This window comes from Pseudoalteromonas sp. 2CM39R (assembly GCF_023161845.1).
Genome location: NZ_JALNTM010000008.1, coordinates 238161 through 252766, shown reverse-complemented (window position 1 = coordinate 252766; position 14606 = coordinate 238161). Strand labels below are relative to the sequence as shown.

Annotated in this window: 15 protein-coding genes; 6 read left to right on the top strand and 9 right to left on the bottom strand. The window is 42.2% G+C overall.

The window, feature by feature from the left end:
* From betB to MTF66_RS19245, 4 genes are all read left to right on the top strand, one after another.
* Positions 1-1464 carry a betaine-aldehyde dehydrogenase gene (betB, locus tag MTF66_RS19260; protein WP_054554308.1) on the top strand — a complete coding sequence of 488 codons (1464 nt, stop codon included), beginning with the start codon at positions 1-3 and terminating at the stop codon, positions 1462-1464.
* Positions 1464-3134 (top strand): choline dehydrogenase, encoded by a 1671-nt coding sequence (gene betA, locus MTF66_RS19255; RefSeq protein ID WP_248528003.1) that lies wholly within the window; start codon positions 1464-1466, stop codon positions 3132-3134. Before betB ends, betA begins: the two co-directional genes overlap by 1 nt.
* A 129-nt stretch (positions 3135-3263) precedes the next feature.
* On the top strand, positions 3264-4481 hold the full coding sequence (locus MTF66_RS19250; RefSeq protein WP_248528001.1) for a BCCT family transporter: 1218 nt from the start codon (positions 3264-3266) through the stop codon (positions 4479-4481).
* A gap of 11 nt (positions 4482-4492) precedes the next feature.
* The gene (locus MTF66_RS19245; protein WP_062566735.1) at positions 4493-5200 is read left to right on the top strand and encodes a TorF family putative porin; all 708 of its coding nucleotides are present in this window, start codon (positions 4493-4495) and stop codon (positions 5198-5200) included.
* A gap of 86 nt (positions 5201-5286) precedes the next feature.
* Here MTF66_RS19245 and MTF66_RS19240 read toward each other — a convergent pair whose 3' ends face one another.
* From MTF66_RS19240 to MTF66_RS19230, 3 genes are read right to left on the bottom strand one after another with little or no spacing between them, the layout of a single operon-like run.
* Positions 5287-5502: a hypothetical protein gene (locus MTF66_RS19240; RefSeq protein WP_054562273.1), complete on the bottom strand. Its 216-nt coding sequence runs from the start codon at positions 5500-5502 to the stop codon at positions 5287-5289.
* A 48-nt stretch (positions 5503-5550) separates the two neighbouring features.
* Positions 5551-6441 carry a dienelactone hydrolase family protein gene (locus MTF66_RS19235; RefSeq protein WP_248528000.1) on the bottom strand — a complete coding sequence of 297 codons (891 nt, stop codon included), beginning with the start codon at positions 6439-6441 and terminating at the stop codon, positions 5551-5553.
* 48 nt (positions 6442-6489) lie between these two features.
* Complete coding sequence (locus MTF66_RS19230; protein ID WP_248527998.1) at positions 6490-7641, bottom strand: hypothetical protein; 1152 nt, start codon at positions 7639-7641, stop codon at positions 6490-6492.
* A 127-nt stretch (positions 7642-7768) separates the two neighbouring features.
* Between MTF66_RS19230 and MTF66_RS19225 the strand changes: the two genes are divergently transcribed.
* Entirely contained in the window at positions 7769-8233 is a 465-nt protein-coding gene (locus MTF66_RS19225; protein ID WP_062566738.1) for a MarR family winged helix-turn-helix transcriptional regulator, read from the top strand.
* Positions 8234-8319: 86 nt separating this feature from the next.
* Positions 8320-9069 carry an RIO1 family regulatory kinase/ATPase gene (locus MTF66_RS19220; RefSeq protein ID WP_248527995.1) on the top strand — a complete coding sequence of 250 codons (750 nt, stop codon included), beginning with the start codon at positions 8320-8322 and terminating at the stop codon, positions 9067-9069.
* 32 nt (positions 9070-9101) lie between these two features.
* Here MTF66_RS19220 and MTF66_RS38520 read toward each other — a convergent pair whose 3' ends face one another.
* The 6 genes from MTF66_RS38520 to MTF66_RS19185 form a co-directional block, all read right to left on the bottom strand.
* Positions 9102-10514, bottom strand: coding sequence for a family 43 glycosylhydrolase (locus tag MTF66_RS38520; protein WP_282454140.1), 1413 nt, complete (start codon positions 10512-10514; stop codon positions 9102-9104).
* A 414-nt stretch (positions 10515-10928) separates the two neighbouring features.
* Positions 10929-11399, bottom strand: a complete 471-nt coding sequence (locus tag MTF66_RS19205; RefSeq protein WP_058586470.1) for a hypothetical protein — start codon at positions 11397-11399, stop codon at positions 10929-10931.
* Positions 11399-12550, bottom strand: coding sequence for a PepSY-associated TM helix domain-containing protein (locus tag MTF66_RS19200; protein ID WP_248528077.1), 1152 nt, complete (start codon positions 12548-12550; stop codon positions 11399-11401). Before MTF66_RS19200 ends, MTF66_RS19205 begins: the two co-directional genes overlap by 1 nt.
* 100 nt (positions 12551-12650) lie before the next feature.
* On the bottom strand, positions 12651-13490 hold the full coding sequence (locus MTF66_RS19195; RefSeq protein WP_248527992.1) for a mechanosensitive ion channel family protein: 840 nt from the start codon (positions 13488-13490) through the stop codon (positions 12651-12653).
* A gap of 33 nt (positions 13491-13523) precedes the next feature.
* Entirely contained in the window at positions 13524-14234 is a 711-nt protein-coding gene (locus tag MTF66_RS19190; RefSeq protein ID WP_248527989.1) for an LrgB family protein, read from the bottom strand.
* On the bottom strand, positions 14224-14577 hold the full coding sequence (locus MTF66_RS19185; RefSeq protein WP_055020672.1) for a CidA/LrgA family protein: 354 nt from the start codon (positions 14575-14577) through the stop codon (positions 14224-14226). Before MTF66_RS19185 ends, MTF66_RS19190 begins: the two co-directional genes overlap by 11 nt.
* Positions 14578-14606 lie beyond the last annotated feature (29 nt).

Here is a 14606-nt window from a genome sequence, read left to right as displayed (position 1 = left end):
ATGACCACACCTGTTTACGAAAATTTTATTAATGGCCATTTTTTAAAGAATCAAACTGGCGATACCTTTGCAGTTAAGAACCCTGCAACGGATGAAGTGATTTATCACGTTGAAATTGCTGATGAGTTTATTCAAAACGCGGCAATCGAAAGCGCAAAACAAGGGTTTGCAGCATGGTCTGCAATGACACCAATTGAGCGTAGCCGTATTTTATTAAAAGCCGTGGCAATCTTACGCGAACGTAACGATGAACTGGCAAAAGTAGAAGTACTTGATACGGGTAAGCCATGGCAAGAAGCCGAGTGTGTCGATGTTGAAACTGGCGCCGATGTTATCGAATATTTTGCTGGTCTTGCTCCTGCGCAAGTGGGTCAGCAACAAATGGTTGGCAATGATTTTTACTACACACGTAAAGAGCCTTTAGGTATCTGTGCCGGTATTGGCGCATGGAACTACCCACTACAAATTGCTTGTTGGAAATCAGGCCCAGCACTGGCTGCGGGTAATGCGGTTATTTTCAAACCTTCTGAAGAAACACCACTTGGTGCAATTAAACTTGCAGAGATTTTCATCGAAGCGGGTGTACCTGCTGGCGTATTCAACGTTGTGCAAGGCGCTGCTGAAGTAGGACAATGGTTAACTGCAAACCCAAATATTGAAAAAGTGTCTTTCACTGGTGAAGTAGGCACAGGCAAAAAAGTAATGGCAAGCGCTGCTGGTTCACTTAAAGATGTGACCATGGAGCTTGGCGGTAAGTCACCGTTATTAGTATTTGATGATGCCGATGTATCACAAGCTGTTAGTGCGGCAATGTTAGGTAATTTTTATACGCAAGGCGAAATTTGCACTAACTGTACGCGCATTTATGTGCATAAAAATGTTTATCAGCAGTTTATTGATGAGCTGAAAACACGCACTGAGCAAAATATTATTGCTGGCGACCCAATGGATCCTGAGGTGAATTTAGGGGCGCTTATCTCTAAAAAACACCAAGAGCTAGTACTTGGCTATATCGATAAAGGTATTCAAGAAGGCGCAACCTTATTAACCGGCGGTAAGGCACTATCACCTGCATCTGCGCCAAACGGCTACTTTGTGGAACCGACCGTTTTTGTCGACTGTAAAGACGACATGACCATAGTTAAAGAAGAGATCTTTGGCCCGGTAATGAGCGTGTTGGTGTTTGATGATGAAGATGACGTTATTCAGCGTGCAAACGATACGCACCTAGGCTTAGCCGCAGGCGTGTTTACTAAAGATATTCAGCGTGCACACCGCGTGATCCACCAGCTACAAGCCGGTATTTGTTGGATAAACAGCTATGGTAATTCACCTGCAGAAATGCCAGTAGGTGGTTACAAGCAATCAGGTATCGGCCGTGAAAACGGTATCGAAACTTTAGATCACTATACCCAAACTAAATCGATTTATGTGGGTATGAGCAATATAGAGAGTCCATTTTAATGAGTACACAGAACTATGATTACATCATAGTCGGTGCTGGCTCAGCAGGCTGCGTGTTGGCAAACCGACTATCAGCAGACCCTTCTAATAAGGTGTTATTACTTGAAACGGGCGGTAGTGATAAAAGCATTTTTATAAAGATGCCTACCGCGCTATCAATCCCAATGAATACTGACAAATATGCATGGCAATTTCATACCGAGCCAGAGCCATATTTAGATAACCGTCAAATGCACTGCCCACGAGGTAAGGTGTTAGGTGGCTCATCATCGATTAACGGCATGGTCTATGTACGTGGTCATGCCAAAGATTTTGATGAATGGCAGCAACACGGCGCTAATGGTTGGGATTACCAAGCATGTTTACCGTACTTTAAACGTGCGGAATCATTCTACTTAGGTGGTAACAATTACCGTGGCGATAACGGCCCATTAGGGGTTAATAACGGTAATGAAATGGCTAATCCGCTTTATAAAGCCTTTATCAAAGCGGGCCAGCAAGCAGGTTATGCGCAAACTGATGACTACAATGCAGCCCAGCAAGAAGGTTTTGGGCCAATGCATATGACAGTTAAAGATGGCGTAAGAAGCTCTGCTAGCCGTGAGTATTTAGACCCAGTTAAGTCACGTAAAAACTTAACGCTAGTCACCGGTGCTTTAGCTGAAAAAGTTTTGCTAGAAGGCAAAAAAGCCGTGGGCGTTGAGTATTCAGTATCTGGCTCTAAGCAGCAAGCATTTGCAGCAAAAGACGTTATTTTAAGTGCGGGTCCAATTGGTTCACCGCATATTCTGCAATTATCAGGTATTGGTGATAAAGATATCCTGAGCGAAGCGGGTGTTGAGGTTAAACATCACTTACCAGGTGTTGGCCAAAACTTACAAGATCACTTGGAGTTTTACTTCCAATATAAGTGTAAGCAACCAATTACTTTAAACGGCAAATTAGGCCTTGTTTCAAAAGGGCTAATTGGTGCTCGTTGGTTATTAAATCGCTCAGGTTTAGGGGCGACTAACCATTTTGAATCATGTGCATTTATTCGTTCAAAACCGGGTGTTGAATGGCCAGATATTCAGTATCACTTTTTACCAGCAGCCATTCGTTATGACGGTAAAAGTGCCTTTGATGGTCATGGTTTCCAAGTTCATGTTGGGCATAACAAACCAAAAAGCCGTGGTGCAGTAACGATTAAGTCAGCGGATCCACAGGTTGCGCCTAAGATCCAATTTAACTACTTACAGCATCAAGACGACATTGAAGGTTTTAGAGCTTGCGTACGTCTAACTCGCGAGATTATCGAACAGAATGCGTTTGATGAATATCGCGATGGTGAAATTCAACCCGGTAAAGATGTTCAAAGCGATGAAGAAATCGATGCTTTTGTTCGTCAAGCGGTTGAGAGTGCTTACCATCCGTCGTGTTCGTGCAAGATGGGTGAAGATGAGATGGCCGTGGTTAACTCGCAAACTCAAGTACACGGGATCGAAGGTTTACGGGTTGTGGATTCATCTATCTTCCCAACCGTTCCAAACGGTAATTTAAATGCGCCAACCATTATGGTGGCAGAAAAAGCGGCGGACCACATTTTAGGTAAGCCTGTGTTATCGGCATCAACTGCAGATGTTGCCATGGAAAAACAATGGCAATCAACGCAGCGTAGTTCGGAGATCTAATAAGGCCACCCGCAGTTTCGGCTGTGGGGCTTGCAGTGGCGCGCATCACGAGTTGTTTGTGGTGCGTTAATGCGAGGAATAAAACTGGAGAAACAATGAAGTATTATTACTTATTTTGGGGGGGTAACTATGACCTTTTGGCTTAGTGCTGGCATCATTTTTACCCTGTTAGCAATTGCGGTTATTTTATTTAAATGGGGTACGGTTAGGTGTGTTGGCGTCACACCGGTTAGAACGTTTACGTTCATTGCAATTTTATTTACATCGGGCCTAGACGTTGGCTTGATTATGTTTCCACTGACAGAGTTTGCAGGTTATGCAGACATAAAAGCAAGCCCAGAGTATGCGTTTGCCAATCCTCTAGCCATTGAATTTGGTTATTGGGGCTTCTTGATCTGGGGATTTTATTTCCTTACGTGTTTTTATTTCTGTGTAATAGAACCCAAAGTAAAGTTCTTTGAAATTGCTTGGGTAAAACTAATTAATAACATCGTTATTATTGGTACATGCGCATTTACTGCATTTTTACTGCTGTCGAATTTACCTTGGTATTTGCCGTCACTTGGTGATGGTGAGTCAATTATTCCGACATTCTACTTAATGGTGTTTGCAGCGATTTGTTTTGCTGTTTATTCGAGCACAGACATTAAGTATGTACGCTTTTTAAGTATTTCTACTACTTGGTTGTTTATCGCTTTAATCGCATTTATGTGGTTCGGTGCCTTTGTTGGTTCTGATGCACAAACATCAGCATTTGTTGATAACCTTGCGTTGATCGGCGGTTACTTTGGCAATATCAATGAATTTATATTACCGCTGAATGATTACCATGCCTTCTATCTGTTTTGGTGGTTTGCTTGGAGCATCATGATCGGCCAATTTACCTCGCGCTTTGTGGGTGGTTTAAAAACTTACCAAGTGCTTGCAGCTATGTTGATTTTCCCGTCTATTCCAATCGCTATCTGGTTTAGTGTTTTGTATCAATATCATGAAGCGGGTATTGCAACAGCAGGCATGAAAAACATCGCTATGGTGTTTGTTGGTGTGGTGTTTGTGATCAACTCACTTGATTCTTTGATCCGTTTATACACAGATAACCTAAACTTAACGGTGAAACGTTTAGGTAAATTTAATTATATTGCCTTAAATGTGGTGGCGCTTTCATTGTTAACCCTGCTGTTTAAGTTCGACTTTTTACAGATCCAATGGGTTGGTGCGCTCGTTATTGCGTTATTTTTCGGCTGTGCTGCGTTTATTGGCTACAGCAAGTTAAAAACAGTGAAAAATATCGAAGGCTCACCAAAAGACAATAAATTAGATTACACAAAAATAGAAACAGTTAGCTAAGGGAAACCAACATGACAACAAGACAAACAGTATTAGCAGCAGCGTTGCCATTGGCATTACTATCGACATCAGCCATGGCTGACTTATCGACTACGGTTACATTGGCATCAGATTACACCTTCAATGGTGTAAGCCAAACTATGAATGACCCAGCGATTCAGGGCAGCTTAGATTATGCCTTTGCAGATTCAGGTATGTATGTAGGTACTTGGGCTTCAAATGTAGATTTTGGCGATGGCACAGACATCGAGTGGGATGCGTATTTTGGTAACTATGCTGAGTTAACTGACGCCCTTAGTGTTGATTATGGTATTGCTTATTACTCTTACCATGGTGAAGATTACTCAAGCGATGGCAACTACCCTGAAGTGTATTCGAAATTTGGTTATGCCAGCAGCATTGGTCAAGTAGAGCTTAACTTTTGGTATACTTGGGATTACTTTGGTACTGGTGCAGGCCATTTAATTTACATGGTAGCGCACACATTTGAGGTTGCGCCAAACCATGCAATTCGTGCCAGCTTTGACGTATCGAACTCATTAGATGGCGATAAATTTAGCTGGGATGGCAGTGATAAGTCATACAAGCATTATCGTTTAGCGTATCAAACGAGCTATGCGGGCTTTAATATTGAAATCGCAGGTGAGAATACCAGCATTGATTCTGAGTACGCAGACGAGCGAATTGTCGCGTCTATTTCACGCAGCTTTGATTTATAAGTAGCGTATTATAAGCTCGGCTTTAAAATGAAACGGCTAACCTTAGTTAGCCGTTTTTTTATGCCTAGAATACTAGAGTATAAGAATTAAATTTCTTCGCCTTCGTGTTGCATTGCTAGATCATCAAGCTCTGCAAGGGTGTAATCAAAACCACTGGTATCGACTTCGTAGCGTATTTTTACGCCATAACCGCCTTGGCAAAGACTCGCAGTGACTTTAGCCACCGACCAGTGCTTAAGCTTGTTTAAAAACCGATTGGCGGTTTGCTGTGAGTCAAAGCGATAACTGACTTGCGATTCCATCTCTTTTCTAGCCTAAAATTTTTTCGAGAGTGTATGAAATTGCTCTGTTTAAATCAATTGCTCATTGAAAAACGCCAATGTGCGTTGCCAAGAAAGCTCCGCCTGTTTTTCATCATAACGAGAAGTAGAGTCGTTATGAAAACCATGATTTGCTTGCTCATACATGTGCATAGTGTAAGGCACTTGATGCGCTTTTAAGTCGCTCTCGTATTCTGGCCATGTTGCATTAACGCGTTTATCAAACTCGGCTAAGTGTACTAGTAGTGGGGCTTTGATATTTTGTCTGAGCTCTTTAACGGCAGGAGTGCCGTAATAAGGCACGCCCGCATCAATTAATTTGCTATCAACTGCTGCTAGGTAGTTAACCATATATCCACCAAAGCAAAAGCCTACCGCACCAAGTTTGCCGTTACTATTTGGGTGTCTTTTTATGTATTCTGCTGCGGCGATAAAGTCTTGTTGGATTTTTTGTTTATCCATAGAGCGCTGCATGGCACGGCCTTCATCGTCATTGCCAGGGTAGCCACCAAGAGGGTGTAATGCATCTGGCGCAAAGGCAATAAAACCGGCTTTGGCAAGGCGGCGAGAAACATCTTTAATATAAGGGTTTAAGCCTCTGTTTTCGTGGATCACTAACACTATTGGGTGCTTACCCGTTAAATTAGCGGGTTCGGCTAAATAGCCTTTACCTTCGCCGTGACCTTTAAACGAATCAAAGGTTTTATAACTGGCTTTAATATCAGGGTCATTAAAGGATACTTGCTCAGCTAATGCGTAGTTTGGCAGTAAAGCGCTACTTAGCATTGCCATTGAATAGCCAAGTGCAGCTAAGCCACCCAGCTTTTTCATAAAGGTGCGACGGTCCATTAAGCCATGGGCGTATTCATCGTACCAATCGAAAGCTTCTTGGGGAATGTGGTTATGGCGTTGCTCAGTCATACTTATATCCTTTAAAAACGAGTTAGGTTTATAACTTTAGCTGAAATATCAGCGATTAACAGCCAGTTGCTTTGTTTGCATTACTACGTCCATAAAGCGGCGTTGCCAAATGGCCTTAAAGGCTTTGTTAAATAGGTATAAGAATATTAGCGGCATTAATAACAGCTTTAAAATCAGTAGAGACAAGATATTCAAAAAGTCGATAAATAAGTCTTCGACGGCAGCCACCATGTTGCTTATGCCAGAGGTGACGGTATCGATAATTTTACTCACCTGCGACGATTGGTCTTGATTGAGTGATGCGTTAAGATTTTCTAGTTGTTCGTTTAAGGCGTCTTTGTCTAGGTTCAGCTGTCTTTGCTGGTTCAGTACTGTATTAAATTGCGCTGTTAATTGCTGCTTTTTATCAAGTAATGGCTTGGCTTGTTCAAGCTCAGTAAAGGTCAGTCGCTCAGACAAGCTGCGGGTTGCTTGAATCGCTTCTATTTGGGTTTCGACCTCTGCTAAATCACCTTTGAGCTCAGTGGCTCGCTGGTGGTTTTTAATCTGCTGCTCATTTAATAGCGAGAGCTTGTCGAAGATGGTTTGTTTTTCACTATCGACCTCGGCTTTTAGCTTGGCTGATAGGGCAGAGGTGTTATTTGCACTGCTATTCACTGTCTCGACTTTTTCGCTCACGATTTCACTTTGCTGGTTTATTTGCTCATCTAAGAATATCTGGCTAACAAGACCTGTTGTAAGTACTACTGCAGGCACTAAAAAGCGAATTAAAATTAGGCTTGCCATAATTTTATGACGCAAGTTGGGTAAGAAGTTACGCCATTCACAAATAAAGTAAGTGACTACCGAGAGAGTAAATACTCCACTAAAAATAACCCCAGAAGAAATGGTGTATAAAATGCGTTGTAAAAATAATGACCCTATAGCTAGGCGCATGGCATCCGACATGTATTCAGCTAAGTCATTTACTGGGTCGAGAAGCTGTGCAGGCTGAATACTCGCAATACCAATGCCCACTTCGGCTGATTGCAATAACGATATAGCAGCATTAACTGTACGTGATGAAGCGTACACTAGGGTTGATTGCACAAGGGCGCTGTCGATAAAGCGCATAATGAAATGGTTATAATGCTCTAGCCAACAAAGAAGTAGCAGTATTGTAAGAGATAAATACTTGATAATATGTTGTTTAGTTAGCATAACGCCCCCGACAGTTAGTACGCTTCTTCACGCTACACTATTCATAGCCGTTGAAGCAATCTAACAGGATTGAATTATTTTTCCGATTAACTGTCTATGAATTGCTATTAACCGCTTTAGAGGAAATATGAAAGAACCTGCATCAATTGGCCAGTGCTGTATTGAAGATTTAGATCCCGTGCAAGACTTAGGTCGCTTAGTCTCTTACTTACGTTCAAACCTAGTGACTCATCTTGATAATGCTTTAGAGGATAAAGAGCTAACCTCGGCTCAGTACATTGTGGTTGTGCTACTTGCGCGTGGTAAAGTAAATACCTTGGCTGAGCTTTGTGAGCACATGATGTATGATCGCGGTGCCATGAGTCGGTTACTTTCTCGTTTAGAAGACAAGGGCTTAGTTGCTAAAAAGCAGTCAGTTGAAGATCGCCGTTCAACTCTTTTATGCCTAACAGAAAAAGGCCAACAGCTTTACCCGGAAATTTTACCCACTGTAAATGATATCTATCGCAAAGCACTCACAGGCTTCTCTGATGATGAGCAAGAGCAACTCGCAAGCTTACTGTTTAGAGCTATTCATAATTTAAAAGCATAAATTTCTCTAAGCGGTACATTGTCGGTGTAGACGCATTTTGATAATATAGTTGCCTAGGCATTTAATTTTAACAAGTCCGGGTTGTTATGTTTGAATCATCTTTGCTTGCGCAGCTTCACGCTCAATTTCCAGCTCATCAATTTAGCCCAGAAGGTTTGTCGGTTGTTCACACAGGCCGCTTTGCCAATGCCATTGTTTATCGTTATAAAGACGCGAAATTTGATTTAATTATTAAAGATTTTCAGCACAGCCCATGGTGGGTGAGAAAAACCATCGCGCCGCTTTTTATTAATCAAGAGTACAAGGGGCTGGCACGCCTGCAAGACGTAGACGGAGTGGTCGATAACTTTTGTCGTTTGTCATCAATTGCTATTGCTTATGATTTTATTGAAGGCACACCACTTCGCCAGCTTGCTTTGCAACAGCAGCATTTACCGGGTGAATTCTTTAAAGAGTTTGAGCGTTTGGTAGCAAAAATGCACCGCCGCGGCGTGGTGCACCTCGACTTACGTAATTTGGGTAATGTGATTTGTTCAAAAGACGGCAAGCCTTACATTATTGATTTTCAGTCAGCGATTCGCTTTGCACGCTTTCCTCGCTGGTTACAGCGTTTTATGCGTGGTGCCGATATGAGTGGGGTTTATAAAGCATGGCATAAGTTAGCCAAAGACTCGTTACCGCAAGCAAAGGCTGATTATTTGCACGACTTTAATCATGTGCGTAAGCGTTGGATTTTTAAAGGTTATCCTATTCAACGTGCCTATTTATGGTGTAGCGGGGCAGTAACTCAGATTCTTAATTCTGAATTTGTTCGCAGTATATTAGATAGATTGTAAAAAGCGCGCTTGCACGCGCTTAGTGGGGAGAACTAGTATTTAGGCCAACCGTTCGCATCCCAATTCAGGGTGCTGATGAGTAATTTAGGGGTACCATTATCACCTGCATCATAAGCATGACGAACAATCACATCGGTATTTAAAATGTCTTGTCCACCCGGACCTACCCATTGGCTATTACCCGCATCAAGAATGCTCCCGCCGCTAGCTAACATGTCGGTGCCATTTTTATCTAGGTATGGACCGCGGATGTCACTAGAGCGACCATACGCAATACGGTAAGTACTATTCGTGCCATCACAGCATTTGCCAACTGAAACAAACAAATAGTAGTAGCCTTGGCGATACACTATGGTAGGTGCTTCGATACCACCAGAGCGACTTGCTAAAGAGTAGATTTGGCCAAATGGTTTCATGGTCATTGGGTTAATACGCGTTAGTTTAATACCCGAATTCCATGAGCCAAAGGCAAGCCAAGGTGCACCATCTTTTGCTACCACCAGATCAGGGTCAATGGCGTTATAATTATTGCTATTGGTCGTGTTAATTACTAAACCATCATCACGCCAATCACCCGCTGCCACACTACTTGCTGAGGTAAGACCAATAGCGCTTACACGTGAACCAAAGGTCGAAATCGAATAATAAAGCCAGCTACGACCATTGTAGCTTTTTAATTCAGGCGCCCAGACATCAATTCCATCATGATCTGGCACATAGTTACTCCACCAGCTTAAACCATTTGAGAAAATTGGTTGTGCATCATTCCAATCTACACCGTTGCTTGAATATTTACCGTAAATACCAGGGCCTGTTTGAAAAACCCACCAAGTGCCATTTTCATAGCCAAGGGTTGGATCGTGGGTAACTAAATTACCTGTAAGTGGCCAGTGATCTGCAGCGCCATTAGTTGTGGATGGATCCCAAGGGGTTGATTCAACATTAGCAAGCTTGGTTAGCTGCCACTGCTGTGCATCGCTGCCGTTATAGCTCCACTGGCTAATATTCGCGCCATCGTTGCCATCAAAAGCATAAAGGTCGAGTGCCTTACCACTGTGATCGTTAATGAAGCTGTAATAGCCGCTACCTTCCTCATTAATTTGCCAGTGTTGGCTGGCAAGATCAGCGTACTCATATTGCACCACATTACCGCCATCGGCAGTCGAGAAGTCAAACACTTCGAGGGCTTTACCACTATTTAAGTTAATAACCGAATAGTTGCTGCCACCTATGTTGGTGATTAACCAGCGCTGGGTGTCGTGATTAGTGTCAGCCCACTGACTAACATTTGCACCATCGTTGGTTTGCGCGCTGGCTACTTCAACAAATTTAGCACTGTACTTTGATTTAATGGTGTATACGCCATTATCAATCGCATAAGCATTGGGCAGTATGAGTGTCGTTGCCAAGCTGAGTGCAGCTAGGGCTTTTTTTGAAAGTATCATTGTGTCTCCAAATCATTGTTATTGAGCTTTCCTTGTGTGTTCTGCTCCTTGGATGAGTTTTGATCAACACCAACTCTCTTAAGAGTAATACCAATCCGCAATAATACTTAATCATTTTGAGGGATTAAACCTGTCGCTATCTGCGTTAAAAATTTCTGATTTAGAACAACTAAATAACGAAATTTTTGCCTTGCTATCAACGAGGTTTTATTGCCTCAAAATAGATCACTTAATTAAGCGAATTGGTATAATGGTGCAAATGAAAACTATTTATAATACTTTATTATATTATTACTTTTGTAAAGGTGATCGATAAAAATAATTAACAAAAATTTTACTTTTAACTGTTTTGTAAGGGACTTTAGCGTTTAGCTGAGATACAAAAAAGCCACTCAGTGAGTGGCTTTTCGGATGTTATTGAGTAATAAACTGGCTGGGAATATCCCATTTGAGGGTATGCAGTTGGCCTTGCCAAGTTTGTATTGTGATCCACAGTTTATCATCTGCTGAGATGGTTTTAGGAGCTATCGCGTGGGCGTGCTGACCATGATTGGTGCCATGCATTATGCCTTCTTCATCTTTAGCAAACTCCGTTAGTGCTAAAGGCGCTTGGCCAATGTTTAAATACGCCTGACGAACATTGCTTATGTCACCTTGATTAAAGGCGATAAAAAAATCTTTCACATACTCATTGTGGTGTGAGTACGGGGCATCTTCATTTAGCGGCATCGGGGCGATTTTAAATTCGCCCGCTTGTTGCTCTTGCCACAGTGCAGGAAACTGAGGGTTTAATGACTGATAAATAAACCACATAGGCAAAGCTAGTATCACAGCATGCAAAATATACTTTTTACGCTGCCACCAAGTTGCTTGTAAACGAGCCATTAGTTTGCCTCCTGAACGTTATTTACTGGCGCTGTTTGGCGCGCTTTTGCTGGTTTGTTATTAACTAATTTAGCGGCATACATCATAAAGCCAGTGATCGACATACCACTTAAAATTAAACCAAAGATAAACCAAATAAACTTTGTCCACAGACCACCAATATTTCCGTAATGCAGCGGATCGGCGATGTGTGAAAGGGTGAGTAATCCCGACATGGTTTCTGGGCTCTTGCTTGCTGCAATTTCACCTGTCCAAGGATTGATTGAAGTTGAGTAAGCGTAGTTATCGTAGAAAATAGTATCGCCACTGCCCATGATATTAAACATGCCGCGGTTATGCTCTGGCAGCATCACATAGCTAGGTTTGAAATCTGGGTATTTCTCTTTGGTAATAGCCAGTGCCGCTTTTAAGTCGGTTGGTGGTGTTTGTTTATCCGCAGGTAAAGTTGAAACCGCCACGAGCGGTGCATGCTCTTCTATGTCTATTTCGTTATGCCACATGATGGCTTGCACTAAATACCACAGGCCTGTTAGTGCCATTACTGCCATAAACCAAATTGACCAAACGCCACTTAGGGTATGTAAATCTTTAAGAAAGGTTTTTTTACCTTGGTTAAAACGTAGTTTTGGCTGACTAAATGCGCGCCAAAAGTTTTTATAAATCACTAAACCAGTTACTAGTGCACCTAAAATAACAAAAGCCATAGCGCTGACGAGGTAGTAACCTACGCTGTAGCCTTCTTGCCAAGGGAAGAATAGCCAGCCATGCAGGGTACGCATAAATTCAATGAATGAGATAGTGTTATTAACCGCTTGTACTTCGCCGGTGTATTGATTGACGTAAGCGACAGCATAAGGTTTGTCGGTATCAGTGAAAATAACCGCATTAACCAGGTAAGGTTCATAAGTGAGTACACTCATTACATCGGCAGTCGGGTAGGCTTTCTCAACGCTATTAATAACTTGATCAACACCAAGAGCAGGCAAATCATTTGGGTTGTTTGCACGTGCTTCACTGTTGGTCAGCCAAGTAAGTTCATGGCTTATCACAGATACAGTACCTGTTACACAGATAAAGCAAAATAGCACCCATACTGGGAGCGAAAACCAACCATGTAGTTGGAACCAAAGACGTTTACTCATGGTAAAAATAGCCCGACGTTAATTGATGATAGTAATTGTTATCATTTAAATTGTACTACAATCTTTTGAACAAACACAATCTCTGTCGATGAGCTGCAAAAAAGGCGCTTTAAGCGCCTTTATCATTAGTTTGATGGAGGGTAACAATACGTTGTGGGAAAGGAATTTCGATATCCGCCCCTTGAATTGCTTTAAATACATTGCGGTTAACCGCTAATTTGGTCTCAATAATTTTGGTGGTTGGTACCCAAAAGCGATAGCTCAGGGTAACACCGCTCTCAGCAAAACGCTCAATACCGACTTGTGCATGAGGAGAGTCACTAACTAGTTCATGCTCGTCTAACACTTTTTCGATAAGCTCAATAGCGAGGTCTGCATTGGCATCATAAGCGATGTCTATTTCACCTTTAACTAATGAATAGCTAAACGAGTTATGTAAAATCTCACCAACAATATGTTTGTTAGGAATGGTGATTTCGACTTTTTCTTCGTTAATCAAAATTGTGTGACCAAGCTCAATGGTTTTAACTTGTCCGCTGACGCCCTTTACTTCGATGGTATCGCCAACAACAAATGGCCTTGTTGCAATGATAGCAAGGCCCGCACCATAGTTTGAAAGCATGCCTTGCATTGCTAAACCAGCACCTAGTGATGCAGCACCAATGGCAGCGACAAATGGGGTCACACTTATACCAATTTTGCCAAGGGCAATAACCAAGAACATGATGATCAGCAATACTTTAATGACATTACTGATAAAGTTGGTGAGGGTAATATCGATATTGTGACGCTGCATGAGGCCGGCAACCATATTCGATACTTTTTGCGCAATCCATAAACCAATAAATAGAATTAAGATGGCACCTAAAATTTGCATACTGTAGGTGACCAAATATTCCATGATCAGATTGTAGTATTTTTCGACTTGCTGTATTTCTGAGTCAATCATGTGTTTTCCTAACAAGGTTACTGCGAATTCTGACTATACCAGAACATGCTGAATAACAGGATAGAGTATTGGCACGATTATAGCGCTGAGAAGCGCACTTAATGCCATCGCCACAGAGGCAAAGGCACCTGCTTTTGGCTGATCACTAATTAATGATGCTGTGCCAATGGCATGGCAAGCGGTACCAATGGCAACACCTTTTGCTTGGGAGTTTCGGATATTTATCAGCGAGAAAATCAAATTACCAAATATAGCCCCAAGTACGCCAATAAAAATCACCATGGCTGCTGCTAAAGAAGGGATGCCGCCTAGTGACTCTGTTACTAACAAGGTGATGGGTGTTGTTACAGATAAACTTGCTAGGGATGCGCTTAACTGTGCAGGGGCTGCAAAAAAATAACATATTAGCGAGGCGACCAAGGTGGCATTGATCACCCCTAAGCTACAACTTATGAGGATTAGCAGTAGGTTCTTTTTTACATGGATAAATTGCTGATAAAGCGGTAAAGCCAATGCCACAATGGCAGGCTCAAGCAACCAGCTTAAAACTTTACTGTGCTTGGCAAAAGGCTCATAAGGAAGCTTTAGTGCTACTAACATCGCTGCAGTTAACACAATTGCCCAGCACACAGGATTACTAAGCGCTTTGGCAGTGGCATGCTGGGTTTTCGCGTTTAAAAACCGCAGCACTAAGAAAAGCGCAATAATGCAAGGAACGCAGAGCCACCATAAATTAACTGTCATTTTCGCGGCCCTTAAAATAGGCGATAACAGCGCCTATGAGTAAAACACTGGTCAGTGGCACGACAATAAAAATAGTCAGTAATAAAGGCCAGTTCTGCGAAATTAAACCTAGGTGCTCAATAATGCCAACCCCAGCAGGGATGAAAAACAACGGCATGTAATTAAGTAAAGGACTGGCTGTTGGTTTTAAATGTTGTTCTTTTACGAGGCCCGTTAACAGTAGCACGAGCAGTAACACCATACCGAGTAATGGGGCAGGGAAAGAGCTTTCAAGCAAAGCCGTTAAAAACTTGGCAACGGCTAAGCAGGTAAGAATAATGACACTACTGATAAGGTATTTCATAAGTCAGGATAATTGCGAATAAAGTACAA

What these genes read in the sequence shown, in the direction of transcription:
- betB (WP_054554308.1), top strand. Translation starts at nt 1, where the DNA reads ATGACCACACCTGTTTACGAAAATTTTATTAATGGCCATTTTTTAAAG.
- betA (WP_248528003.1), top strand. Translation starts at nt 1,464, where the DNA reads ATGAGTACACAGAACTATGATTACATCATAGTCGGTGCTGGCTCAGCA.
- MTF66_RS19250 (WP_248528001.1), top strand. Translation starts at nt 3,264, where the DNA reads ATGACCTTTTGGCTTAGTGCTGGCATCATTTTTACCCTGTTAGCAATT.
- MTF66_RS19245 (WP_062566735.1), top strand. Translation starts at nt 4,493, where the DNA reads ATGACAACAAGACAAACAGTATTAGCAGCAGCGTTGCCATTGGCATTA.
- MTF66_RS19240 (WP_054562273.1), bottom strand. Translation starts at nt 5,502, where the DNA reads ATGGAATCGCAAGTCAGTTATCGCTTTGACTCACAGCAAACCGCCAAT.
- MTF66_RS19235 (WP_248528000.1), bottom strand. Translation starts at nt 6,441, where the DNA reads ATGACTGAGCAACGCCATAACCACATTCCCCAAGAAGCTTTCGATTGG.
- MTF66_RS19230 (WP_248527998.1), bottom strand. Translation starts at nt 7,641, where the DNA reads ATGCTAACTAAACAACATATTATCAAGTATTTATCTCTTACAATACTG.
- MTF66_RS19225 (WP_062566738.1), top strand. Translation starts at nt 7,769, where the DNA reads ATGAAAGAACCTGCATCAATTGGCCAGTGCTGTATTGAAGATTTAGAT.
- MTF66_RS19220 (WP_248527995.1), top strand. Translation starts at nt 8,320, where the DNA reads ATGTTTGAATCATCTTTGCTTGCGCAGCTTCACGCTCAATTTCCAGCT.
- MTF66_RS38520 (WP_282454140.1), bottom strand. Translation starts at nt 10,514, where the DNA reads ATGATACTTTCAAAAAAAGCCCTAGCTGCACTCAGCTTGGCAACGACA.
- MTF66_RS19205 (WP_058586470.1), bottom strand. Translation starts at nt 11,399, where the DNA reads ATGGCTCGTTTACAAGCAACTTGGTGGCAGCGTAAAAAGTATATTTTG.
- MTF66_RS19195 (WP_248527992.1), bottom strand. Translation starts at nt 13,490, where the DNA reads ATGATTGACTCAGAAATACAGCAAGTCGAAAAATACTACAATCTGATC.
- MTF66_RS19190 (WP_248527989.1), bottom strand. Translation starts at nt 14,234, where the DNA reads ATGACAGTTAATTTATGGTGGCTCTGCGTTCCTTGCATTATTGCGCTT.
- MTF66_RS19185 (WP_055020672.1), bottom strand. Translation starts at nt 14,577, where the DNA reads ATGAAATACCTTATCAGTAGTGTCATTATTCTTACCTGCTTAGCCGTT.